Origin of the sequence: Erwinia tracheiphila, assembly GCF_021365465.1 — a bacterium.
GTDB classification, from domain to species: Bacteria; Pseudomonadota; Gammaproteobacteria; order Enterobacterales; family Enterobacteriaceae; genus Erwinia; species Erwinia tracheiphila.
Genome location: NZ_CP089932.1, coordinates 2,189,896 through 2,214,022 on the forward strand (window position 1 = coordinate 2,189,896; position 24,127 = coordinate 2,214,022).

Below are 24,127 nucleotides of genomic sequence, written 5' to 3' on the forward strand. Positions count from 1 at the left end.
CCAATCAGGGCATGAACAATTTTTTTAAAATAACCGTTATCGCCGCAGCACTCCTGACGGGTAACGTTTTCTCTGCGGAAACGATTACGCACGCCGATCAAATTCCCCAGCTTCATCAGGAACCACAGCATGCCACCGTCAGTGAGCGCGTAACGTCACGCTTTACCCGTTCTCACTATCGTCAGTTCGACCTTGACCAGGGCTTTTCAGAGAAAATATTTACCCGCTATCTTAACCTTCTCGATTACAACCATAACGTCCTGCTGACCTCTGATGTTGAACGCTTCGCCAGTAAAAAAACGACGCTGGGCGATGAGCTGAAAAGCGGCAAACTGGATGTGTTTTATGAACTGTACAACCTTGCCCAGCAACGTCGTTTTGAGCGCTTTCATTATGCGCTGACTGTGCTCGATCGCCCGATGAATTTCACCGGCCACGACACAATCGATATTGACCGCAGCAAGTCCCCATGGCCTACCAGTACGGATGAACTCAACCAGCTGTGGGATGCCAAAGTAAAATTTGACCAGCTCAGTCTTAAACTTGCCGGCAAGAATGAAAAAGAAATTCGTGACGTATTGTCACGACGTTATCAGTTCGCGATTCGTCGTCTTGCACAAAGTAACAGCGAAGATGTTTTCCAACTGGCAATGACGTCCTTCGCCCGCGAAATCGATCCTCATACCAGCTATCTTTCGCCGCGTAACACCGACCAGTTCAATACTGAAATGAGTCTCTCACTTGAAGGGATTGGGGCGGTGTTGCAGATGGATGATGATTACACGGTGATCAACTCGATAGTGGCAGGTGGTCCTGCAGCAAAAAGTAAATCTATTACCGTGGGTGACCGCATCGTGGGTGTAGGTCAACCGGGTAAGCCGATGGTGGATGTAATTGGCTGGCGGCTTGATGATGTCGTTGCGCAAATTAAAGGCCCAAAGGGCAGTAAGGTTCGGCTTGAGATATTGCCTGCAGGCAAGGGTACAAAAACACGCACTGTTACCCTGAAGCGCGAAAAAATCCGTCTCGAAGACCGTGCCGTGAAGATGAGCGTGCATAATGTCGGTAAGGAAAAAGTCGGCGTACTTGATATTCCCGGCTTTTACGTTGGCCTCACTGATGATGTGAAAGTCCAGCTGCAAAAACTGCAAAAACAGAATGTCGAGAGTGTGGTCATCGATCTGCGTACCAACGGTGGTGGTGCGTTAACTGAAGCGGTTTCGCTGTCCGGCTTATTCATCCCGTCCGGACCGATTGTACAGGTTCGCGACAATAACGGCAAAGTACGTGAAGACAGTGATACTGATGGTATTGTTTATTACGAAGGCCCCCTGGTAGTATTAGTTGATCGCTTTAGCGCTTCGGCATCGGAAATTTTTGCCGCTGCAATGCAGGATTATGGACGTGCATTGATTGTTGGTGAGCCTACCTTTGGTAAAGGTACTGTTCAACAATATCGTTCACTGAATCGCATCTACGACCAAATGCTGCGCCCGGAATGGCCTGCGCTGGGTTCGATTACTTATACTATTCAGAAGTTTTATCGGATTAATGGAGGCAGCACGCAGCGTAAAGGTGTCACGCCAGATCTCCTGATGCCTACCGGTGTGGAAGCCGTTGATACGGGTGAGAAGTTTGAAGATAACGCGCTCCCCTGGGACAGTATTAATGCGGCAAGCTACAGCAAAGCGCGTGATTTAAAACCGCTGGAAGCGCAGTTGTTGAAATTGCACGATGCGCGAATTGCCCAGGAACCTGAGTTCCGGTACATAATTAAAGACATTGCTCGTTTCAACGCGAACAAAGATAAACGTAATATTGTTTCCCTGAATCTGGTCGAACGTGAAAAAGAGAATCATGAAGATGACGCTCTGCGACTTGAGCGTATCAATGCCAGAATGCAGCGGGAGGGGAAAAAACTGCTGGCTAAACTTGACGATCTTCCAAAGGATTATAAAGAACCCGATCCTTACATGGATGAAACTGTTAAGATTGCCAGCGATCTGGCGCAACTTGAAAAATCGCAGCCTTCACCAGCTGCTGCAAAATAGTCAAAGCCACCTTCACAGAAGGTGGCTTGAGGCCCATCCCACAGAGATGAACTACCATGTTTAACAAGGCGTTGTGTCTGGTGGATTCAAAACTGCGAGATGTAAGATAAATCCAGAATGTAATAATGACCACGCCTACTTATCTGGTGGTTTCCGGCGGCAATAAAAAAAGCACAGCACAGGCTGTGCTTTTTTTATCCCTGCATGAACACCACCTCCTGTGGAGGTGGTCAGCAATAAGCTGGCTCTGCCAGTCATGCTACTCATGGAAAAATCCGAATCTGTTATACACATAATTGCCAGGGATTTAACCATGAGTAGATTCCAGAAAGCATCTCATGTGCCCTGATGTTGTCAATATCATATCGTATGGACACCCAGGTACCGGTTTCGAATCCTTAGTAACAATGTTGGTAAAGAGGTCTGTAAGCCGATAAGGATCTCAGGTGAGCAGCCCGGGATAGAAGTAGTGTAGCTGAATGACCAGACAGACCATGCCCATTTGCGGGTAAAAGTGCCTCCACGGCTTTCGATTTCCCATGTAACAGGCGACTTAAAGGGTAAAACAGCCCTTCGATTGTTCAGTAAATTTCCCTGCTTGCGTAAGAACAAGCAGTGGGGGAATGATTTTTGGGCAAGAGGTTATTGTGTCGATACCGTAGGTATAAACGAAGAAATGATAATAAAGTACGTGAAGTATCAGGAAAAACATGAAGTTGAAGATAGCCAGCTTCCACTGAAAGAAGTGTGAAGGGAAGGCTCTCTGAGTCTGGACTTAGTGCGCCCCTGTGCGGCGAAATCAATGGCACCTGCTATGCAGGTGGTTTTTTACTTTTTTATTTAAACGTGCGTCTGCTCATTACCAGAAAGTGTAAAGTTATGTTTTTTTAATGAGTTATCGAGTGATGCAGCTTGAAATGTTTTGCTGTGCAAATAGGATAGTGTCTGCTTTGAGCATTTTTTGTTAATTGAGGAAGAAGATAATCTATGATGCGTATTGCGCTTTTCCTGTTAACCAATCTGGGGGTTATGTTGGTTTTCGGGCTGATACTCAGCCTGACAGGAATTCAGTCAAGCAGTGTACAGGGCCTGATGATTATGGCAGGTCTGTTTGGCTTCGGCGGTGCGTTTGTCTCACTGCTGATGTCAAAATGGATGGCGTTACGTTCCGTTGGCGGTGAAGTTATTGAACAGCCACGGAATGAAACTGAGCGCTGGTTGATACAGACCATCGCACAGCAGGCGCAGCAGGCAGGCATAGCCATGCCCCAGGTGGCCGTCTATCATGCACCTGATATTAACGCTTTTGCAACGGGGGCACGCCGCGATGCCTCACTGGTAGCTGTGTCTACCGGACTATTGCAAAACATGAGTCGCGATGAAGCAGAGGCCGTGCTTGCCCATGAGGTCAGTCACATCGCTAATGGTGATATGGTTACCATGACGCTAATCCAGGGTATCGTTAATACCTTCGTGATTTTCATATCGCGAATCATTGCTCAACTGGCTGCAGGCTTTATGTCAGGCGATCGTGACGAGGGAGAGAGCAGTAACGGTAACCCGCTGGTCTACTTTGCGGTCTCAATGTTGCTTGAACTGGTTTTTGGCATCATTGCCAGCATTATTACCATGTGGTTTTCACGGCATCGCGAGTTTCATGCAGACGCGGGTTCTGCCCGGCTGGTGGGTCGTGAAAAAATGATCGCGGCATTACAACGCCTGAAAACCAGCTATGAGCCGCAGGAAGCCAGCACTATGATGGCATTCTGCATCAATGGTAAATCTAAATCTTTAAGTGAACTGTTTATGTCTCACCCACCGCTCGATAAGCGTATTGAAGCGTTGAGAAGCGGACAATATCTGAAATAGGGCCACCGTTTCAGTGCCTGAGTATTACCGCACCCTGCCAGGTTTTTACTGGCAGGGTGTTTTTATCAGGGAATATTTCTGGTTTGCATAATGCCTAGTGCGCTGACAACTGCAGCAACTGCAGCAAAGCCGGCAGCAGTTAACAAAGACGCATAAGTGCCTTTACTATCAAACAGATTAAACATAAGCGCTACCAGCGCAGCACCACTGCTCTGCCCCAGCAGACGTGCAGTACCGAGCATACCGCTGGCACCTCCGCTTCGATGCCGTGGGGCTGAAGATATAATTGTATGGTTGTTAGGGGATTGAAATAAACCAAAGCCTGCGCCACACAGCGCCATTCGCCAGATAATATTCAGATCTTCCGGTGAAGAAGGCAGCAGTGCCAGGGAAAACAACCCGCAGGAAAACATAAGAAGCCCAACTGCGCCCAGCAGGCCAGCATGACAGTTTTCAATTAATCGACCTGCGACTGGGGCCATCACCATTGTTGCCAGCGGCCACGGAGTTAGCAGTAAACCGGTTGCGACCTCATCACGCTGAAGGATTTTTTGCAAAAAAAATGGTAATGACACCATAGCCAGCATCTGTGCACAAAAAGAGCAAACGGAGGTGCCGATTGAAAGTGAGAATACAGGCAGGCGCAGTAAATCCACCGGCAATAATGGAAAGGGCAGACGCAGCTGTCGCCGTAAAAAGAAAAAGCCTGCCGTGAAAAGCCCAATTAATTCTGCCATGGTCAGCCAGCTGCACTGCCGTTGTGCAAAGCTACTTAGCGCCGCAATCAGCAGGCCAAAAGTCAGGGCGTTCATGACAGCGCCTGGGATGTCAAAACGTTGTTCCTTATTCCGTTGCGTATTGTCAGGCAAAAAACGACATGCTAAAAATAGCGCCAGTAATCCAACTGGAATGTTGATAAGAAACAGCCATTTCCACGACGCTACGGATAACACACCCGCAGCCACCGTAGGCCCCGCTGCTGTAGAAACAGCCACGATAAGTGAATTGATACCCATGCCCCGACCAAGGTAGCGTTGTGGATAGATGATCCTGATCAATGCTGTATTGACGCTCATCAGGGCTGCTCCGCCGAAACCTTGCAGAACCCTGGCCAGCGTAAGCATGCCTAAAGAATCGGACAGCGCACAAAACAGAGATGTGAAGGTAAACAGAACCAGTCCACACTGATAAATACGTCGGTAGCCTATGATGTCTCCGAGAAAAGAAAGCGACAGCAGCGATGTAATAATAGCCAGCTGATAAGCATTAACTATCCAGATTGATTCGGCCGGACTGGCATGCAATTCGCGTGAAATGGTTGGGAGTGCAACGTTCGCTATAGCACCGTCCAGTACAGCGACAATAATGCCAAGGGCTATTGCCATAATAGCACCGTAGCGGTGTGGAACGGGAAGGCCATCCTGTTGAGTAGTTTGCAGCATAATTTAGGATAATAAGAGAAGTGAATATTATTATGCTAAAGGTTTTTAACAACAATAGCAGTGTTAATGCGTTAATAACTTCAAAATCATATGAAATGGCTTCTCAGATTGCATGGATTGCAACATTCTTTTTGCCGATCGTATAATAAAAACACTGTTCCATTTTTTATAAAACAACATATAAGGACCTGCAATGACAAAGGAAGATATAGACAAGCAGCCGGATGCGGTTTCATCAGTAATGAAAGTCTTTGGTATCCTTCAGGCGCTGGGTGAGGGCAGGGAGCATGGCATCACTGACCTTTCACAGCGCCTGATGATGTCAAAAAGCACGGTGTATCGTTTTTTACAGACGATGAAGTCACTCGGCTATATCGCTCAGGAAGGTGAATCAGAGAAATATACCCTGACATTAAAACTGTTTGAACTTGGTGCGAAAGCACTACAAAATATCGATCTGATTCGCTTGGCTGATGTACAAATGCGTGAAATTTCGCGTCAGACTCGTGAAACCATTCATCTTGGTGCACTTGAAGAAAACAGTATTGTATACATCCACAAAATTGATTCGCTGTACAACCTGCGAATGTATTCCCGTATTGGTCGCCGTAATCCGCTACACAGCACGGCAATAGGCAAAGTGCTGCTTGCATGGCGGGATCGGCAAGAAGTGGTAAAGATGTTTGACGGTGTCGAATTTACCCGTAGTACTGCAAGGACGATTGCCAGCGCTGAAGCCCTTATGCATCAACTGGATATTGTGCGCATCAGTGGTTTTGCTGAAGATAATGAAGAGCAGGAAGAGGGACTGCGTTGCCTGGCTGTGCCAGTATTTGACCGCTTTGGGGTTGTCGTTGCGGGCATGAGTGTTTCTTTTCCAACGTTGCGCTTTGCGCATGATAAAAAAAGTGAATATGTAAAACTTCTGCAACAGGCAGGAAGCGCTATTTCTGAACAAATGGGTTACCACGATTACCCGGTTTGACAAGCCTGGCCAGCAGGGTGCTGGCCAAGTTTTATTTAGTTATCTATAACTTTACCGCTCTTTTTTAACAGCGGGCAATCCGAAACGCCCACTATTCCACTATCGCTGTGGAGATATTGTGCGGTAAGCGTTCCGCGTGCGGTCAGGTACTGGCACTGAAGCCCCATTCCTGCGACGTTTTTAGTGCTTCCTGTCAGAACACCGTAACCTGTCAACAGCATTGCTAACCAGATAATGACCAGCAATGTCGCAATGCGAACTAAAAATTTCATATACATCCTTATTTCAGAAAGACGCCTGTGCTACTTATTCAGCATGATTCTTACTGGCTGATATAACAGTATGTTGCGATATAGTACGCATCCTTGGCTGAGAATACACATTTCAATACGTTTTGCCTGCGCGAACGTTCTTAAAATTTCGCAATCCGGCTGTCATTTTCCATGTTAGCGGGTAAAATCTTTTTCCGGTGTCAGATTAGAGAAAAACGTTTTCAATTTGAGGCGGTTATGAACGAAATAGTGAATGGTGCAATGAGCTTTACATCAATGGGCATCATGCTGACTCTGGTGGTAGTTGGATTGTTCGTCTGGTTTTTTATTAATCGCGCCAGCGTTAAAGCCACACAACAGGTATGTTTGCTTGAGGCGCTGCTTGAAGAGCAAAAGAGGCAAAATGCGCTGTTGAGAAAAATAGCTGAATCTTCATCGGTTACTGATAAGGCGCATAGTGAAACTAAAGATTTCACTCGTCTTGTGCCTGAACGTTGAACACCATACTTAAGGTTATTTATGGGCTGGCTAAACCTCTGGTTTGATCCTGATAAATATCATCACTCTCGCGATGGTTTTCGTAATACCGAACCATACATCCGCAGAAAAGATGATCTTAAACGCTGGCGTAAAGCTAAGGGATTACCAACTCCCTTGCTCATGGTTATCAGAATTTTATTCAGCAGTGATGGCAGCATGCCGATTTGCCCGGGAAGGGCGATACGATTTGGTGGTTAGGGCATGCCTGTTTGTTGCTGCGCTGCTCTGGGCGATACACGTTGATAGACCCGGCTTTTTTTTCACGAGCGTCTCCTGTCAGTTTTTATGGTCCCCGGTGCAAAACCTCTGCGGCACTTAGCATTGATAATTTACCCTCACTGTACAGCGTCCTGATTTCTCATAACCACGATGATCACCTTGATAAAATGACGATAAAAAATTCTCAGGCGATTCCCTCAGACTGAGTTTATCGTGCCGTTGGGGTTGAAAAAGTGGTTTAGCGCATTGGTGCCAGCAACGTGGTAGAGCTGGACAGGTGTGAACATACAGAATCTGCCGGAATGATGGTTTATGCAGTGCCTGCTCGTCATTGGAGTATGAGAACCTTGTGGGACAGAAATCGTTCTCTCTGGTGCGGTTGGGTGATTCGCTATAAGCAGCTTAATTTTTTAGTTTAGTGGGGACAGCGGTTATTCTGAGAATCTGATGGAATCCCTGCGAGGCTGGGTTCTTTTAACCTTACAGCGCTGCCAACAGGTGCCTATGCACCACGATGGTTCGTGAGGGAGCACCATATGGATCCCAGGCGCGCCGTTTTGTTGCATGGATACCTTGAGCAGCCCACCACTATTCCCATTCATTGGGGAGTATTTGAGCGGGGTGATGAGTCTCTTGACGAGTTACCTGAAGTCCTTTCAGTTGAAATGAAGGCTGCCGGAATGGATGAGAACTGCTTTCATGCATGAAAAATTGGGGAATGTATCTTGTTTAATACTGATGGCTAGGAATAATCCTAATTTATTATTTGAAGATAATTAAAATTGAGATTTTGATATAAAAATTCCTACGCGATTCCGTTAATTAATACAGCAGCAGGTGCGATTAAATGGGGCAGGAATAAATGCACTTTCCTGATTTTGGTACAGTTTAAATTCATCCTGCTCCGGTAATTTTTTTAAATCTTACAGCATGACTTTAGTCGTTGATGGCAGGAGGCTTAAAATGACGTTTTTACCTAACCTTTTCAATAATTGTGCAATCAATTCAGGTTAAATATAAACAGCTTGCACTATTAATGAGCTGCATGTCTCATGCTGAAAGCACGCGCCTGCTGTGCCCGCAAGGCTTGCGGGCACTTTTCATCTCTGTTTTACTGTATGAATGTAAACGACAATCACCGAATTGAATTATCAAAAATCGCTTTGTTTCAATTCTGTGCATAGCCTTGTTCCTTGTTTAAAAATAGCTTGCCATTAATTAACAAATATGTAATAAAACATCTGGGTAACCGAGGTACAGTTCTGTTTAAGTGAGGCATCTTCAGTAAAGAAGTTTTGAGCAAAGACGTTATGTTGAATACCGCTTCCTTGCCGAGAATTAATTTGTGCCCCATGCAGTAGTGTCTCTGTTTTTTCTGTACATAAGCCTTTGGGCGAATAAACATTCTAAGGAATTTGTAAAATGGCAAAGATTAAAGGTCAGGTTAAGTGGTTCAACGAGTCTAAAGGTTTTGGTTTTATTACCCCTGCTGACGGTAGCAAAGATGTATTTGTACATTTCTCCGCTATCCAGGGTAATGGTTTCAAAACTCTTGCTGAAGGTCAGAACGTTGAGTTCGAAATTCAGGATGGACAGAAAGGCCCCGCTGCTGTGAACGTCACCGCAATCTAATTCCGGTTTTGGCCTGCCAGCTGTTCGCATAGCGTGTGGTTCAGGTACGAATCTGAGTAAAAAAGCCAGACCTTAATCGGTCCGGCTTTTTTCATTGTCTGGTAGTTCAGGCATTGGGTATGCCAGTGTGTCAGATTGTTTGCTGTCTTGATTTTTGTTCTGTTAGCGGCGACAGAATGACCAGAATTTGTTGTGGGATTGGTAATCTGCCACAGAGGAACCGCACCGGCCTTGTGAAAAATCGCACAATCATTAAAGCAGTATTTGATGAAGTTTTTTATCAGCATCCATCGTTGGTCTTGTTGCCTTTGAATATAAACCTGACAAAATCCCCGAGCACTTCAGCCCTTGAGTTGTCATGGCCTCCTCTTGATAATGTGAACAACATTACTGCTTATAATGGCCGTTTTACTGCCGTGTGAATAAAAGCTGCCTCGCGCCAATGGATTCCGTTACACTGCCGCCGTTAATTCTGCCGGAGAAGTGTCATGCCATACCAGTGCCCACTTTGTCATCAGCCTTTGCTGGCGGAAGCCGCTGTTTTGCGATGTGAAAACCGGCACCAGTTCGATCGGGCGAGAGAAGGGTATGTTAATCTGCTTCCGGTGCAGCATAAACGTTCACGCCAGCCCGGTGATAGTGCTGATATGATCCTTGCAAGGCGTGAGTTCCTTGACAGCGGACACTATCAGCCACTGCAACATAAAGTTTGTGAACTACTTGAACAGCATTTACCGTCCACCGGGCTTCATCTTCTGGATATTGGCTGTGGAGAAGGATATTACACGCAGGCAGTCGCCATGCAGCTTCAGGCACGTAGTGAAGCATTAGTTTACGGGCTGGATGTTTCAAAAGCTGCCGTGCGCTTTGCAGCCAAACGTTATCACAATGTCGAATTTTGCGTGGCTTCAAGTCATCGCCTGCCTTTTACCTCCGCTGCTTTTGATGCTGTGTTGAGAATTTATGCTCCCTGCAATGCAGAAGAACTGGAACGGGTGGTGAAGGACCGGGGAATTGTACTGACCGTCACGCCGGGCCCGCGCCATTTAATCCAGTTTAAGGAACTGATTTATCAGGATGTGAGACTGCATGACGACACACCTGAACAGATGAAATGCTTCACTCTTGTTGAGCAGCATTCACTTAATTATCCATTGAGCTTAAACAGCGAAGAGTCGGCGCAATTGCTACAAATGACCCCTTTTGCCTGGCGCGCTCGCCCGGAAGTATGGGGCGTACTGGCAACCTCCAGTGAGTTTAACTGCGAAACTGATTTCACGCTGCGCGTGTGGCAGCGTAACATTATGTGTCAGTAGCATCTCCCAAAGTATGGGGCCGATGCTGGCATCATTATTATTCTTATCAACATGTATTCTGGTAGAACGCTGTCTCATCAGGTCGACGGGGATAAGCACGTTGCTGCGAATTTCTGTCGGGGCAGCGGTCCTGAATTTAGATTTCGACGTTTTCACCCTGTGTGAAATTCACTCTTTAGCATCTCACTGTTCTGTACACAGCTTCTCAGTGTTTTTATTGGTTTTTCCGCAATCCGATCATGTATCGATATAAATACCCGCCAGCGTTTTGTGCCTGAACCTGCGTTCTCTACAAAAGCCGGGATGCATAAACTTTCAGCACATACTGCGAGATGATTTGAGTCGGTCACGCGGCCTGTCTTTTTTAGTAATCTGTCAGGGAGCCGGATGGGATAACGCATTAAGAGGAAATATAAATTGCTGATTCCGCCACCGGACAAAATTGTTTTCTGTCTGGTAAGCCAGGGCCAAAACTATTTTATTCAGCGTGTAAATAATGCCCGTAGTCCTGTTCCAGTATTCAGAGGTGAATGGATGTTTTTTGTTTTGATGACGGTGCCAGTGTGGTTAAGACAATGTAAATGTAAGAAAATATTTTGACGTACAGAGCATGTCTTATTACAGTAGCCTTTCTTATTTAACACAGGAGTAACGGGCATCAGCCCTCCCTATGGATCGTCACCGACGTCGCTTAATCACCTCTCCGGGTTTATCGGCCAGTATCATCCCGTCATCTGACGAACTTCCCCATTTATCCAGCGTTGCCTTATGCTATGCGAGTTTGTGCACAATTATCGCATCTGGCCTTACCCTTTTTCGGAGTCTCTGATGGAATTTCTTTTAGACCCTTCAATCTGGGCAGGCCTGCTTACGCTGGTTGTTCTTGAGATTGTGCTTGGGATCGATAATCTGGTTTTTATTGCCATTCTTGCTGACAAATTACCGCCTAAACAGCGTGATAACGCACGGCTTATTGGTCTTTCACTGGCGCTGATTATGCGCCTGGGGCTGTTATCGCTTATCTCATGGATGGTGACCTTAACCCGGACACTTTTCAGCGTGGGCGAGTTTAGTTTTTCTGGTCGCGATCTGATTCTGCTTGTGGGTGGTCTGTTTCTGCTTTTCAAAGCCACGATGGAACTGCATGAAAGACTGGAAAACCGCGATCATTCAGGGGGGGGCAATAAGGGTTACGCCAGTTTCTGGGCGGTGGTATTACAAATTGTGGTACTGGATGCCGTTTTCTCACTGGATGCTGTAATTACCGCTGTCGGTATGGTAAACAATCTGGCGGTGATGATGACGGCAGTTATTATTGCGATGGGCGTGATGTTTCTGGCGTCAAAACCGTTAACTCACTTTGTTAATGCGCATCCTACTGCCGTGGTGTTGTGCCTGAGCTTCCTGTTGATGATTGGTCTGAGCCTGGTTGCAGAGGGTTTTGGTTTCCACATTCCTAAAGGGTATCTCTACGCAGCGATTGGTTTTTCGATTCTTATTGAGCTGTTTAATCAGATTGCGCGCGTTAATTTTATGCGTAATCAGGCCCGCAAGCCGATGCGTGAGCGCACCGCAGAGGCGATACTTCGCCTGATGGGCGGAGATCGTGACGCGGAAGAACAGTCTGCTGAAGGAAAAGACAGAGCGTTCAGCCCACCAAAGGAAGCGTTCAAAGATGAAGAGCGTTACATGATAAACGGCGTGTTAACACTGGCCTCTCGTTCCGTGCGCAGTATCATGACGCCGCGCGGGGATATCTCTTGGGTTGATGCTGCACGTCCGGTCGATGAGATTCGTATTCAGCTGTTAGATACGCCCCACAGTCTTTTTCCGGTTTGTCGCGGAGAACTGGATGAGATTATTGGTGTGGTACGCGCTAAAGAGTTACTTGTTGCACTGGAGCACGGCATGGACGTGGCCACCTTTGCGGCATCCACTCCGCCTGTCATTATTCCTGATACCCTGGATCCCATTAATCTTTTGGGCGTACTGCGCCGCGCTAAGGGTAGTTTCGTTATGGTGACCAGTGAATTTGGTGTGGTGCAGGGGCTTATTACGCCGCTGGACGTGCTGGAGGCAATCGCGGGGGAATTCCCGGATGAGGATGAAACACCGGATATCGTTGCCGATGGTGAGGGCTGGCTGGTGAAAGGCGGGACTGATTTGCATTCGTTACAGCAATGTCTCAATACGCATGTGCTGGTAAATCCAGGTGACAATCATGCCACGCTGGCCGGGCTGCTGATTGCTCAGACAGGTCAACTGCCGTTGGTTGGCGAAACCATTCAACTGCCACCACTAGAATTCCTGATTGTAGAGGCGACGGACTATCGTATCGACCTGGTTCGGGTTACTCGTGACCGCGATCCTGAAGATGACCAGAGCGAAGAATAAAACCCAACGGGTCGTTAAGGACGGCCCATTTTATACTGGTAAATTAAAACCACGTCCAGTGGGCGTGTTCAACACCTGATTAACCCAATGGCTTTATGCGAATGAATAATTTGCAGAGATGTGTGATGCAGGTAAGAGAAGAGTGTCAGATATAACCGCAGCCCAGGCGCGGTGTTGTGGTTCTCGTTAAGAGGGCTGTACTAATAACTCTTGTTGCACAGGGCGAATACTTACTGTCTTGGCGTCGTTTTGTACTGATTCAACCATTCCGGGAAATCACCGAGCGGCATAGGTCGGGCGTAAAAGTATCCCTGCAACACGTCAACACCTCTCTCGCGCAGATATTCTGCCTGTTCCGCTGTTTCGACGCCCTCAGCTACCAGACTGATATTCAGACGCTGTGCCAGAGAAATAACCATATCTGTTACCGTGGCATTAATAGCATCTGTGCCGATGGCGGCGGTGAAGACCTTGTCAATTTTCAGCACGTCAGGATTCAGCGTTTTTAAATAGGAAAGAGAACTATGACCGGTGCCAAAGTCATCAATCGCCAGCTTCACGCCAATTTTGTGCAAATGAGACACCACACGCTGATCCACCAGGGGGAGGGCGTCGCGCTCTGTTAGCTCAACGATTAATTGTGGGCGCGGGCTGGCAGGCCACCATAATTCTTGCAGGTCATCAATAATTTCACGCTCGTGAAAATGCCCGGAAGCGACATTGATTGCGATGTGAAAATTAGGGCTGGTTGGCAGCATGGGCAGCTGACGAACGACTTCACTGAGCACAAAACGAGTCAGTGCCGCAATAAGATTGTGCTGTTCGGCAAGTGGAATAAATACGTCCGGCGGAACCCAGCCCTGCCGGGGATTATGCCAGCGAAGCAGTAATTCGATGCCATCGCACTCACGGCTTCGGGAGTTAATCAGCGGTTGGCAGTAAACCATGAATTCCCGAGTGGAAATGCCGTAACTAATCTGCCAGGCGAGACTCATCCGGTTTGCGGTCGCCAGCCAGATGATATATCCGGTTAGCAAACTTAGCAGTAATGCCAGCGGCAGTTGGGAAGGCAGAGTGATCAGCGCCAGTCGTGCGGGTGCCGGGCCAAATAAGGTGATGCTGAATGGGTAACGCAGCGATGCTTCCTGATAGCTGATTTCGTTATTTGAGGGGACCGTCTGTTCAAGTCGCTGGCTACCATATTCTAGGCTTTTACCGGCAACGTTAATAATCGCGCGCTCAACCCAGGGCAACGTCGGTTCAAGCAGATAGTTGCTTATCATCTCGATATTAATGACTTGCAAAATACCAGCATGGTTGTCGGTATCCTGGGGCGTCCAGAGTAGCAAAATGGGTGAACCTTTCAGAATACGATCGTCAATACTGAGCATCATTCGTTGATTATTGACGGCCAGTTCAGGATAGCGACTACTGAACGTTGTGGCACCGTGGCCAAATATGCTTGAGCAATACAGGATATCTTTATCAACCAGAATGATTGAGCGCACCGTTTGCAACATAGCCAGCTTTTCAATAAGAGGAAAACGCACTTCATCACAGGGCAGCCCGACCAGGCGAAGCGTATTGCTGGCAGCCACTTCAAGTGGTGAAAAAAGGCGATCAAATCGTTGAATGGCATTTCCGGCGAAGGTGTGCGATTGTTTTTCAATCCGACTTTTTTCTTCAAAAAAACGTTGGGATAATGTCAGGATAAGCACTAAAGCTGAAACCGCTAAAGCGATCAATAAGCGCTTGCGGCGATACTGTCCGAAAACCTCCTGGGACACTTGCATCGGTCATCACCCTGTGATTGAAGTAATAATTTAGAAATCAAACCCCTGATATCGGCAAAATCAGCGTTAAGTTTAGTCTTAATTGGCCTGAGTGCGGATTCAGCGTAAAGCGTGGCTAACTCACTGTTGACAGAAAATACCGTGGTTTTGTCACGATGAACAGCGACTTGATCATCGGATGACAGGACAAAAAGGAGGGGCCGCCGTTATAGGCAGGGGGGATTAAAACGACGGCGGTTAATGTTTAATCACATTGAACTTTAATTGCCAGCCCTCCGCGTGATGTTTCCCGGTATTTTGCATTCATATCCTTTCCCGTCTCGTACATGGTCTCAATCACTTTATCCAGCGAAACTCTTGCTTCGCTGGTGCGGCGCATGGCCATTCTTGCGGCGTTGATCGCTTTCACGGATGCAATAGCATTGCGTTCGATACAGGGGACCTGCACCTGGCCCGCGACAGGATCGCATGTCAGCCCAAGATTATGCTCCATTCCAATCTCTGCAGCGACACAGACCTGCTCAGGGCTGGCACCGAGAAGTTCAGCCAGACCTGCCGCTGCCATGGAGCAGGCTACACCTACTTCACCCTGACAACCCACCTCCGCACCGGAGATAGACGCATTCATCTTGTAAAGAATGCCCACCGCACCAGAGGCGAGAAAATAGCGGATAAAGATATCCGGGCTGACTGACTGAATAAAATGATCGTAGTAAGCCAGTACTGCAGGGACGATACCACAGGCACCATTGGTTGGTGCAGTCACCACACGTCCTCCGGCCGCATTCTCTTCGTTGACGGCCAGTGCAAACATGTTGACCCAATCGATTACATTCATTGGATCGCTGGAGAGTTTGTCAGAAGAAACAAGCAGGCGACGTAAGGCTGAAGCACGGCGCGGGACGCGCAACGGACCGGGTAAAACACCTTCGGTATTCATACCGCGGTCGATACAATCCCGCATACTCTGCCATACATCGGCGAAATAGCGCTCAATCTCCGCTTTGCTGTGCAGCGCAAGCTCATTTTTCATCACCATCCCGGACAGTGACAGTCCGGTCTGCTGGCAATGAGCCAGCATTTCTTTGGCTGAATTGAAAGGATAGGGCACGGAAACGGCGTTCAACACCGACTGACCAAAGTGTGCCTCATCAACGATAAAGCCGCCGCCAATGGAATAATACACTTTACTGAATAACAGGCTGTCACCGCAAAAGGCGCTGATGCGCATGCCGTTTTCATGCAGCGGCAGGTTATCGCTGCGAAAAATCATGCCGCCCTCACGCGGAAAATCGACCTCATGGCTGCCATTTGCCAGCAGCAGACGCTGCTGCTGTTCGACATCACGAATAAATGCCGGAATGCCATCAATATCGACTGTTTCCGGTGCAGCACCAGATAATCCCATAATGATTGCAATATCCGTGTGATGGCCTTTACCTGTCAGGGAAAGTGAACCATAGACATCCACGGCAATGCGGGAGACGTCAGTGAGAATGCCTTTACTGCACAGTTCGTCGACAAACTGCTTACCTGCTTTCATCGGCCCCACCGTATGGGAACTTGACGGGCCTATGCCGATCTTGAACATGTCGAAAACACTAATCACGCTTTTGATCCTCGGTAAACCTTAACTATTCGGAAACTGATGGGGTAATAGTAATCATCCAGCGAAAGAACATCGCGTGAAATAAACTAATCGATTTCCGATAAAAATTATCGCAGGTGTTTATCGTGTAACTTAACGAGTCCGTTGTTTATTCTTTGCTGCATCAGGGAAAAAGACACGTTGTAAAATGTACTGCAAGCCTTGTTTAAAAATGGTGACGAAATGTTAAGTATTCATTTATTGTAGTCATTACAGGCGCTGATTAACATTAATATCAACAGATACCGTTAAAGACAGGCAAAAAAACTTTTCTGCCGACGGGAAGAGGTTGAAACAGCGATTCTTCAGACGTTGGGTAAAGTCTGTCAGGGAGCCACCTGCAGACCCAGTTGTCGAATGATACCGGCCGTCATACCCCAGACAAAATAGTCGCCAGACCAGGAGAGCGAGACGCGGTGGGATAAGCCATTGCGCCAGACGTCCACTGAGGAATAGCGTGCCAGTGCAAAAGCTTCCCGTAAGGGGAGGGTCAAGTGTTTATTTTATTGATATAAAAGGATTTATATCATCACTGTCCACAATGTGACCACACTTCGAGCTAAAGCCCCGTCGCCGGGGCTTTAGGAATTGATTAAATTATTGAATTAATAGTGGTTTTTCTTCAGAACATCAGATTTAACTGTTCCCTGCCATAGTGTGAAGCCGGAAACGCATCGCGCGGGATAAAGCCAGGCGGCAACGGCGCGTTGCCTGCTCGCTTTGTGACTTCCCTTTCCACGCTGTTTAGCGTGGTAAATGATCGGCTACATTCCAGATTCTGACACTGGTGATATTGCCGGATGGTCATATCAGTAATTTTACGGCTGGTACGGGTGCGGGCCATAGCGCCGCAAAATGGACATCTGAACATAATGATGGCTCCCCTGGGGAGTTGAACTCCATGACATTCTATTCAGTTTCCGCTATCCAGTCAGGGATTTTTGCCTCCAGTTCCAGCCGGGTGGTAAATCCACTGTCATCCACTGCATGATCGGCACGGGCGATAATCCAGTCCTGATTATCAATTTCATCCTTAAAACCGCTCACCGTGACGTGCATTTCCGGGTAAAGCTCCGCGCGGCCACGCGCCAGCGTGATCGAAAACTCTGCCGCACCACGCTGAAGCTGCTGCCACTTTGCCGCCGCCGCGCGTTTTGCCGCTTCCTCATTCTGGTAAGTCTTACGCAGGACATAAACGTTACCGTCTGCGCCCTCCATGTAATCGCCCTCACGGCTGCTGCTCTTCTCTTTTTTGGGCTTTGCAGGTCTGCGGCGCTTAACGCTGACCTTTTTCTTTTTGCCAAAATTCAGATCCAGCCAGTATGCGCGCACGCCGGTATACGCATCCCTGTCGGCAATACGGAAACGATGACGGTCCCCGCTGCTGCGGGTGATACTGGCGGAGGGTAGCGCGCGGCCTGTAGCTGTGACTCCGCCGCCCGGCAGGATAAACAGCAGACTGCCGTTCTTGACGGTGGCGATTGCGCCCAGCATTTCCGCCATGCGGGTAAGGAAAGACATGTCGCTTTCCTGCGTCTGATCGGCGTGGTCTATCTCAATCTCCATCAGCATGTCACTGATCTGTGCCGTCAGCCCGTAGCGCTTTGCAATAGCCGATACAACCCGCTCAACGGTCACGTCATGCCAGGATACCTCCCGTTTTACGTTGAACTCGTCACGAAAATCCGCGCTGCGTGCCGTCACGGTGATCACGTCCGGCGGGCCTTCATGTGAGACTTCATCGACCGTATACAGTCCCTTATAAATCAGCGCTTCGCCCAGCCAGCCGAATGATACGGCCAGCTCTGCGCCGCGTGGCGGCAGTGCGGTCAGTCCGTCACTGTCATCAACGGAAATGGTCAGCTGATCGGCATTGAAGCCCCGGTTATCCGTCAGCGACAGCGACATGATTCGTTCATCAAGCTGCGTCAGCGCCCTGCCGCCCATCGTGACGCTGAAGCCCGGACTTTTTACCGCTTCAGTCAGCGAATCGTCATAACTGCCGATAGCGTTGTTCAGTGATTCGGCCAGGTCTGTCAGTGCCATATCCTCTCCTTTTCTGGCGACGATCTCACGCGCGCGTTCGATCCCAAACCGGTTTTTGTTGTCACCGTCCGGCCAGATCCGCAATGGCGTGAGTGGACGGCAGAACTGAGGGATTATGACGCTGAACTCAACAACATAGTGGCGGTGAACATGTCAGAGACACGTTTCCACGGCGTACGCGTCCGGGAGAATACCGACCTGGTGACGGCTATCAATGACATTGATTCCAGTGTCATTGGCGTTGTCGCCGTGGCGGATGATGCCGATGCGGAAACCTTTCCCCTGAATACCCCCGTGCTATTGACGCGGGTGAACAACGTGCTGGGTAAGGCGGGTAAAACCGGCTCCCTGTACAAAACGCTGAAAGCCATCGCTGACCAGACCAGCCCGAAGGTGATCGTTGTGCGCGTGGCGGCAGCAACGGATGAGGAAGGCAGCAAAACACAGTCGCAGCTCATCATGGGCGGCACGGCAGAAGACGGCAGCTATACCGGCATGTACGCTTTTCTGACGGCGGAACAGAAGGTGGGGTATCGTCCGCGCATTCTGGCAGCGCCGGGGTATGACACGGAAGAGGTCACCTCCGCGCTGTGCGTGATTGCCCAGAACCTGCGGGCGTTTGTCTATGCCGGGTGCCATGACTGCAAAACGATGAAAGAGGCCATCGCGTACCGGGCAAAATTTGCATACCGCGAACTGATGCTTATCTGGCCGGATTTTATCGCCTACAACCCGCTCACCGGCGTGAATGAAGCCTTCCCGGCACCGGCCTATGCGTGCGGCCTGCGGGCGCTGATTGATAACGATCGGGGCTGGCATAAATCGCTGTCTAACGTGGCAGTCAGCAACGTGCTGGGTATTTCACAGGACGTTTTCTGGTCGCTTCAGGCTGAAGACAGCGACGCGAACGAGCTGAACAACAAGGAGGTAACGACGCTTATCAAGCGTAACGGTTTCCGGTTCTGGGGCAACAGGACCACAGAAAGCAGTGATTACCTCTTTGAGGTTTATACCCGCACCGCACAGATTCTGGCTGACAGCATTGCAGAAGCGCAGTTTGAAGCCGTTGATGAGCCGCTGACCCCGGCCAATGTCAGGGACGTGGTTAGCGGCATCAGTGGAAAACTCAGCTCGCTGGTGACGCAGGGACGGCTAATCGGCGCTGAATGCTGGTTTGATATCCTGGATAACCCGACAACCGGGCTTCGCCAGGGTCAGGTGCGCATTCGCTATAAATATACGCCAGTTCCGCCGATGGAGGATCTGACGATGTACCAAACCTTCACCGATGAATACTTTGAATCGGCGTTCTCTTCGCTGGGAGGTGCATAAATGGCGGTTCCTCACAAACTGCGCCTGTTCACCTGCTTTGTGAACGGCAGCAACTGCATTGGCAAAGTCTCTTCCGTGACGCTGCCAAAACTGACCCGTAAGACTGAAGACTTTCAGGGCGGCGGGATGATTGGATCTGCTGCGGTAGATCTCGGTCTGGACAGTGGCGCACTGGACACCACGATGGTGGTTGGCGGTCTGGTTCAGTCGCTGCTGCTGAACTACTGCGGGGATATCGATGAAACCCGTTTCCGCTTCGCTGGTGAGTATTACACCGATGGCGAAAGCCTGCTGGTTGAGGTTGAACTACGCGGCCGCATCACCGAAATGGACGGCGGCGAAAGTAAGCAGGGAGAAGACACCTCCGTCAGTTACACCATGAAGAACACCTATTACAAGCTTACTATCGACGACAAGCCGGTGTTTGAGTTTGATCTGCTGAACTTCATCTACAAGAAAGATGGCAAGAATATCTACCCTGACCGCATCACGTCTGCGCTGGGAATGGGTAACTGATTAACCTGATAAGTGGCGGTACACCCGTGCCGCCCGGAGCATTCAACAATGAGCAAAAAAAACGATAACGCCATTACGCTGGCAAAACCCGTTATTCGCGGCGATGAGAAAATTACTCAGGTAACGATCACAGATGAGATCAAACAGGCTGGTTCACTGCGTGGACTAAAGCTGGTCAACGTGATGAATATGGATGTGGATTCGGTGGCGGTACTGCTGACCCGCGTCACGTCACCGCGCCTCAAACAGACTGAGATTAACGAAATGGATACCCGCGATTTCGTCAGCCTGTCAGAAGCGCTCGTCCCTTTTTTGACACCTGCGGGGTCTGGAGCATCGAACGAGGCGGAGACGGAGAATCAGTAACACTCCTGCGGTTCGACCTGATCGACGATCTGGTTGCTGATATCGCCGTTGTTTTCAACTGGCCGCCCTCTGAAGTCTTCGCGATGGAGCTGGGCGAAGTCATAGCCTGGCGTGAGCGGGCGGCTGTCCGAAGTGGAGCCAGTGACAGTGAAAAGCCTTAATATCCGCGTCGCGTTCAGCGCGATCGATAAACTTACCCGCCCGGTCAATGCCGCCCGCCAGAGTGCGGGCGGTTTGTCTGAATCCCTCAAAAAAACGCAGTCCGGCATTAAAGACCTGGACAGTCAGTCCCGCACGTTCAATCGCCTGCGCGACAGCGTACAGAAAACGTCACGAAAAATTGATGAAACCAGCCGCGCATTTAACGGGTTGAATCAGGCGCAGCGGGATGGTGCACAGCTTACAGACAAGCAAAAAGCCCATATGGCAGCACTGGCCGCAAAGCTGGAGCGGCTTAACGCCACACGTACTCAGGAAATGGTAAAACTGCGCGCCGCCTCGCAGGCGCTGAAGGGCCACGGCGTTTCGCTGGTCGGCAGCGACAGGACTATTCAGAGCGCCATTCGCCGCACCGAACAGTATAACCAGACGCTGGAGCGCCAGCGCCGCCAGCTGGCAGCGGTTACGCAGGCACGCGCACGTTATGACCGGTTGCAGCAAACGGCGGGTAAGCTGCGCGCAGGCGGCACGATGGCCGTTGCGGGTGCTTCCGCTGCCGGTTACGCAGGCGGGCGTTTTCTGGCTCCGGCGCTGAGTTTCAACAAGGAAATGTCGCGTGTTCAGGCGCTGACCCGGATCGATAAAAACTCGTCTGATTTCTCGGCACTGCGCGAGCAGGCCAAAAAACTGGGTGCTGAAACCGCGTTTACCACTACGGACGCCGCGCGCGGACAGTCCTTTCTTGCAATGGCAGGGTTTACGCCAGCATCCGTTCGTGCAGCTTTGCCTGGTGTGCTTGATATGGCGCTGGCGGGCGATCTGGATCTGGGCGAAACGGCGGATATCGGTACCAATATCCTCTCACAGTTTGGGCTTGCCGCCTCAGAAATGGATCGCGTCAGCGACGTGCTGACGGGGGCATTCACCCGCACCAATACCAACCTGCGTGAGCTTGGCGAAACCATGAAGTACACCGGGCCGGTGGCAAAGGCGATGGGGTTCAGCCTGGAGGAAACCGCCACGCTGACCGGCGCACTGGCACGTATGGGGATCAAAGGTGGCGATGCAGGTACGGCGCTGAGGCGCAGCCTGTCACGGCTGGCGGTGCAAACCCCGGCAGGCAAAAAGGCGATGCATGAGCTGGGCGTTGAGTCAGTGAATGCAATGGGTGAAATGAAGAAGCCTTTTGAACTGCTGCTGGAGCTACAGCAGAAAATGGCGAAATATACCGGGCCTGCAAAAATCAGTTTCCTCAAGGATATTGCGGGTGAACAGGGCTTTGTTGGTCTTCAGGCTATCATTGAGGGCGCGGGTGACGGCTATCTTAGTGACCTGTATGAAGGGATATCAGGAGCGCATAAAAATAAAGAGAGTCAGAAAGTTGCGCGGACCATGACTGACAATCTGCCGGGCGATCTGATGCAGCTGACCAGCGCCTGGGAGGGTTTTCGTATTGCGGTCAGTGATACGCTTGACGGGCCGCTGCGTCAGCTGGCGAAATCATTCACTTCCGCCATAACGACCATGAAGGGCTGGGTTGATAAAAATCCTGAACTGACCAAATCACTGGTGCTCGTTGGTGGCAGCGTTCTGGCCCTGACCGTCGCCATTGGCGGCACATCGCTGGCGACTGGCCTGCTGCTGGGGCCGCTGGCGAAACTTCAGCTGGGCTTTACCCTGCTGACGGGCGGCAGAGGCATAACCGGAACGATTGCCGCCTTCCGGACACTCGGAACCACCTCCGGCCCGGCAATGGCAAGCGTGCGCGGATGGGGGCCAGTTCTCGGCTCGTTAGCAGGGAAAATGCGGGGAGTTTCAGCCATCATGCCCGCTATGCGCGTTGCGCTGATGGGGGCTGTCCTCGCGCCCGGTGCTGCGCTGGGATCGCTGGCTAAGCGGGCTGGGATGCTGGCCCTGCGCCTGACGGGTTTACCGGCCATATGGAGCATGGTCACTGCTGCGGTGTCTGTGCTGGGTACTGCGCTGTCACTGCTGTTGAGTCCGATTGGCCTGATAGTGGCGGCGTTTGTTGCTGCCGGGGTTCTCATCTGGCGTTATTGGGAGCCTCTTAAAGCATTTTTTGCAGGTGTATTTACCGGCATCATGGAAAGACTGGCCCCGCTACGTGAGGCCTTCGCGCAGTTCAGTCCTATCTTTGATGCGATAAGCGGCGCTGTTAGCCAGGTCTTTAACTGGTTCAAATCTCTACTTTCCCCAATGGAATCCAGCAAAGAAACGCTGGATAAATGCGCCAGCGCCGGTGAGGTGTTCGGCAATGTCCTGGGTGGTGCGCTCCAGCTTGTCCTGGCTCCCGCAAAAATGCTGCTGGATACATTAGCCTGGATCCTTGAAAAGCTCGGCGTTCTGCCTGATGAGGCTGAGAAGGCAAGGAAGAAGATCGAAGATGCACAACGCATGGCGGTGCTTCAGGACAAAGTAGCCCTTCTTCAGGGAGATATCGCTAAGGTTGCGCCGAAAAAAGTTGAGGTGAATAACGTTCCGTCCGGAGCACAACAAACCACATCCCCCCTGACCGACGATAACGGCACTCTGCGTCGGTTACAGAATATCGACAGCAATACCAAAGTGACAGCCGATAACACGAAGAAAATCGGCCCCGGCGATATCGTGTTTAAAAACCTGCCGCGTGCGCTGGCCGTCCGTGGGGGGTGGCAGGAATCGCAACTGGCCAGCACGGTCAGAAATAGCAGGTTAAGCGCACGGCCTGCCGTGGCGGTGGCATCGCTGCCTGTCAAACAGGCGCCGCTTCCGCCCGTCAGCCGCAGCGCCAGCAGTACACCGGTTAACACGGGCGGTTTTACGGGGGAAATCCACGTACACCTTCACGGCGTTGAACGACAGGACGCCCGCGAAATTGGCCGGATTGCCGCCGATGCGGTCAACGCGGAGCTGGCCCGGCGTGAACGACTCAGCCGCGGAAGCTTCAGAGACAGGGATTAAGGAGGTAACATTATGATGATGATATTTGGGATGTTTGTTTTTGAACTGAAAACGCTGCCGTATCAGCAGTTGCGGCACTCACTGAACTGGCGGCATGTGAAAAATGACCGCATTAACCGGTCGGCAAAATGGCAGTACATCGGCGTCGGGGAGACGCAGATCAACCTTGACGGGGTGCTTTACCCTGAAATTACGGGTGGTGACGTGTCGCTCTCCGTGCTGGCAACGCAGGCATACACCGGGCGTCCCTGGCCACTCATCAGCGGTGCGGGGCAGATTTACGGGATGTATGTACTGACCGGGCTACAGGCCACGCATACGGAGTTTGACCGCTACGGGAAAGCGAAAAAAATAACATTCTCGATCAGCTTTCAGCGCTGCGATGAAGACTTACGCGAACGACTGCAAGCCTCGTCCGTTGGCGATCTGCTTTTGGGCCTGAAGGATAAGGCAACAACCGTTTATAACTCTGCCAGTAGTACGCTGTCTGGCCTGTTCTGACGGCATCCACATAAAACTAAAGCGGGCATTTGCCCGCTTTGTCTTTCTTGATACTCCGCCATCACTGACTGTACTGCAGCACCGT

General features: G+C 50.1%; 19 protein-coding genes and 3 pseudogenes. 15 read left to right on the forward strand and 7 right to left on the reverse strand.

The features are described 5' to 3' along the window. Window positions 1-11: 11 nt before the first annotated feature. The 3 genes and pseudogenes from prc to htpX all read left to right on the forward strand — a co-directional run bounded on the left by prc (window position 12) and on the right by htpX (window position 3,920). Window positions 12-2,051, forward strand: coding sequence for a carboxy terminal-processing peptidase (gene prc, locus LU633_RS11575; protein WP_020323242.1), 2,040 nt, complete (start codon window positions 12-14; stop codon window positions 2,049-2,051). A gap of 364 nt (window positions 2,052-2,415) precedes the next feature. Beyond that, window positions 2,416-2,802: pseudogene (tnpA, locus tag LU633_RS11580) on the forward strand (IS200/IS605 family transposase). A 236-nt stretch (window positions 2,803-3,038) separates the two neighbouring features. After that, window positions 3,039-3,920, forward strand: coding sequence for a protease HtpX (htpX, locus tag LU633_RS11585; protein ID WP_020323239.1), 882 nt, complete (start codon window positions 3,039-3,041; stop codon window positions 3,918-3,920). 65 nt (window positions 3,921-3,985) lie between these two features. Here htpX and LU633_RS11590 read toward each other — a convergent pair whose 3' ends face one another. Continuing rightward, on the reverse strand, window positions 3,986-5,362 hold the full coding sequence (locus tag LU633_RS11590; protein ID WP_046372025.1) for an MFS transporter: 1,377 nt from the start codon (window positions 5,360-5,362) through the stop codon (window positions 3,986-3,988). Between the two features lie 193 nt (window positions 5,363-5,555). Between LU633_RS11590 and kdgR the strand changes: the two genes are divergently transcribed. Beyond that, window positions 5,556-6,347: a DNA-binding transcriptional regulator KdgR gene (gene kdgR, locus LU633_RS11595; RefSeq protein ID WP_020323237.1), complete on the forward strand. Its 792-nt coding sequence runs from the start codon at window positions 5,556-5,558 to the stop codon at window positions 6,345-6,347. 35 nt (window positions 6,348-6,382) lie between these two features. Here the strand turns inward: kdgR and LU633_RS11600 are convergent, their stop codons facing one another. After that, a complete protein-coding gene (locus LU633_RS11600) occupies window positions 6,383-6,619 on the reverse strand; it encodes a YobH family protein (RefSeq protein WP_020323236.1) in 237 nt (78 codons plus the stop codon). 237 nt (window positions 6,620-6,856) lie between these two features. Here LU633_RS11600 and LU633_RS11605 point away from each other — a divergent pair, with 237 nt between their 5' ends. From LU633_RS11605 to LU633_RS11625, 5 genes and pseudogenes are all read left to right on the forward strand, one after another. Further along, the gene (locus LU633_RS11605) at window positions 6,857-7,117 is read left to right on the forward strand and encodes a YebO family protein (RefSeq protein ID WP_040465825.1); all 261 of its coding nucleotides are present in this window, start codon (window positions 6,857-6,859) and stop codon (window positions 7,115-7,117) included. Between the two features lie 21 nt (window positions 7,118-7,138). Next, window positions 7,139-8,085 (forward strand): annotated as a pseudogene (locus tag LU633_RS11610) (MBL fold metallo-hydrolase). A gap of 715 nt (window positions 8,086-8,800) precedes the next feature. Next, window positions 8,801-9,010: a transcription antiterminator/RNA stability regulator CspE gene (cspE, locus tag LU633_RS11615; protein ID WP_001062678.1), complete on the forward strand. Its 210-nt coding sequence runs from the start codon at window positions 8,801-8,803 to the stop codon at window positions 9,008-9,010. A gap of 488 nt (window positions 9,011-9,498) precedes the next feature. Continuing rightward, entirely contained in the window at window positions 9,499-10,326 is an 828-nt protein-coding gene (gene rlmA / locus LU633_RS11620) for a 23S rRNA (guanine(745)-N(1))-methyltransferase (protein ID WP_016192650.1), read from the forward strand. A gap of 828 nt (window positions 10,327-11,154) precedes the next feature. Then, a complete protein-coding gene (locus LU633_RS11625) occupies window positions 11,155-12,720 on the forward strand; it encodes a TerC family protein (protein WP_016192649.1) in 1,566 nt (521 codons plus the stop codon). A gap of 230 nt (window positions 12,721-12,950) precedes the next feature. Here the strand turns inward: LU633_RS11625 and LU633_RS11630 are convergent, their stop codons facing one another. From LU633_RS11630 to LU633_RS11650, 5 genes and pseudogenes are all read right to left on the reverse strand, one after another. Next, the gene (locus tag LU633_RS11630) at window positions 12,951-14,513 is read right to left on the reverse strand and encodes an EAL domain-containing protein (protein ID WP_016192648.1); all 1,563 of its coding nucleotides are present in this window, start codon (window positions 14,511-14,513) and stop codon (window positions 12,951-12,953) included. Between the two features lie 244 nt (window positions 14,514-14,757). Further along, window positions 14,758-16,122, reverse strand: coding sequence for an L-serine ammonia-lyase (sdaA, locus tag LU633_RS11635; protein WP_016192647.1), 1,365 nt, complete (start codon window positions 16,120-16,122; stop codon window positions 14,758-14,760). A gap of 365 nt (window positions 16,123-16,487) precedes the next feature. Beyond that, window positions 16,488-16,649, reverse strand: a pseudogene (locus LU633_RS11640) (CoA pyrophosphatase); the annotation flags it as partial. A 134-nt stretch (window positions 16,650-16,783) separates the two neighbouring features. Next, window positions 16,784-17,032, reverse strand: a complete 249-nt coding sequence (locus LU633_RS11645) for an ogr/Delta-like zinc finger family protein (protein ID WP_072052782.1) — start codon at window positions 17,030-17,032, stop codon at window positions 16,784-16,786. Window positions 17,033-17,070: 38 nt separating this feature from the next. Beyond that, window positions 17,071-18,207: a phage late control D family protein gene (locus tag LU633_RS11650; protein ID WP_046371821.1), complete on the reverse strand. Its 1,137-nt coding sequence runs from the start codon at window positions 18,205-18,207 to the stop codon at window positions 17,071-17,073. Between the two features lie 150 nt (window positions 18,208-18,357). On the opposite strand from LU633_RS11650, the gene LU633_RS11655 reads away from it, so the two are divergent. Genes LU633_RS11655 through LU633_RS11680 form a run of 6 tightly spaced genes read left to right on the forward strand, consistent with a single transcriptional unit; the run spans window position 18,358 to window position 24,042 of the window. Beyond that, window positions 18,358-19,539 carry a phage tail sheath subtilisin-like domain-containing protein gene (locus tag LU633_RS11655; RefSeq protein ID WP_046372026.1) on the forward strand — a complete coding sequence of 394 codons (1,182 nt, stop codon included), beginning with the start codon at window positions 18,358-18,360 and terminating at the stop codon, window positions 19,537-19,539. Next, window positions 19,540-20,055 carry a phage major tail tube protein gene (locus tag LU633_RS11660; protein ID WP_046372027.1) on the forward strand — a complete coding sequence of 172 codons (516 nt, stop codon included), beginning with the start codon at window positions 19,540-19,542 and terminating at the stop codon, window positions 20,053-20,055. It begins immediately after the preceding gene. 48 nt (window positions 20,056-20,103) lie between these two features. Then, the gene (locus LU633_RS11665; protein ID WP_046372028.1) at window positions 20,104-20,421 is read left to right on the forward strand and encodes a phage tail assembly protein; all 318 of its coding nucleotides are present in this window, start codon (window positions 20,104-20,106) and stop codon (window positions 20,419-20,421) included. Between the two features lie 5 nt (window positions 20,422-20,426). Next, the gene (locus tag LU633_RS11670; protein ID WP_072052871.1) at window positions 20,427-20,582 is read left to right on the forward strand and encodes a GpE family phage tail protein; all 156 of its coding nucleotides are present in this window, start codon (window positions 20,427-20,429) and stop codon (window positions 20,580-20,582) included. Continuing rightward, window positions 20,569-23,541 carry a phage tail tape measure protein gene (locus tag LU633_RS11675; RefSeq protein ID WP_233485096.1) on the forward strand — a complete coding sequence of 991 codons (2,973 nt, stop codon included), beginning with the start codon at window positions 20,569-20,571 and terminating at the stop codon, window positions 23,539-23,541. The genes LU633_RS11670 and LU633_RS11675 overlap by 14 nt, the downstream gene beginning before the upstream one ends. A 12-nt stretch (window positions 23,542-23,553) precedes the next feature. Then, window positions 23,554-24,042: a phage tail protein gene (locus LU633_RS11680; protein ID WP_016193199.1), complete on the forward strand. Its 489-nt coding sequence runs from the start codon at window positions 23,554-23,556 to the stop codon at window positions 24,040-24,042. The last annotated feature ends 85 nt before the right edge of the window (window positions 24,043-24,127 follow it).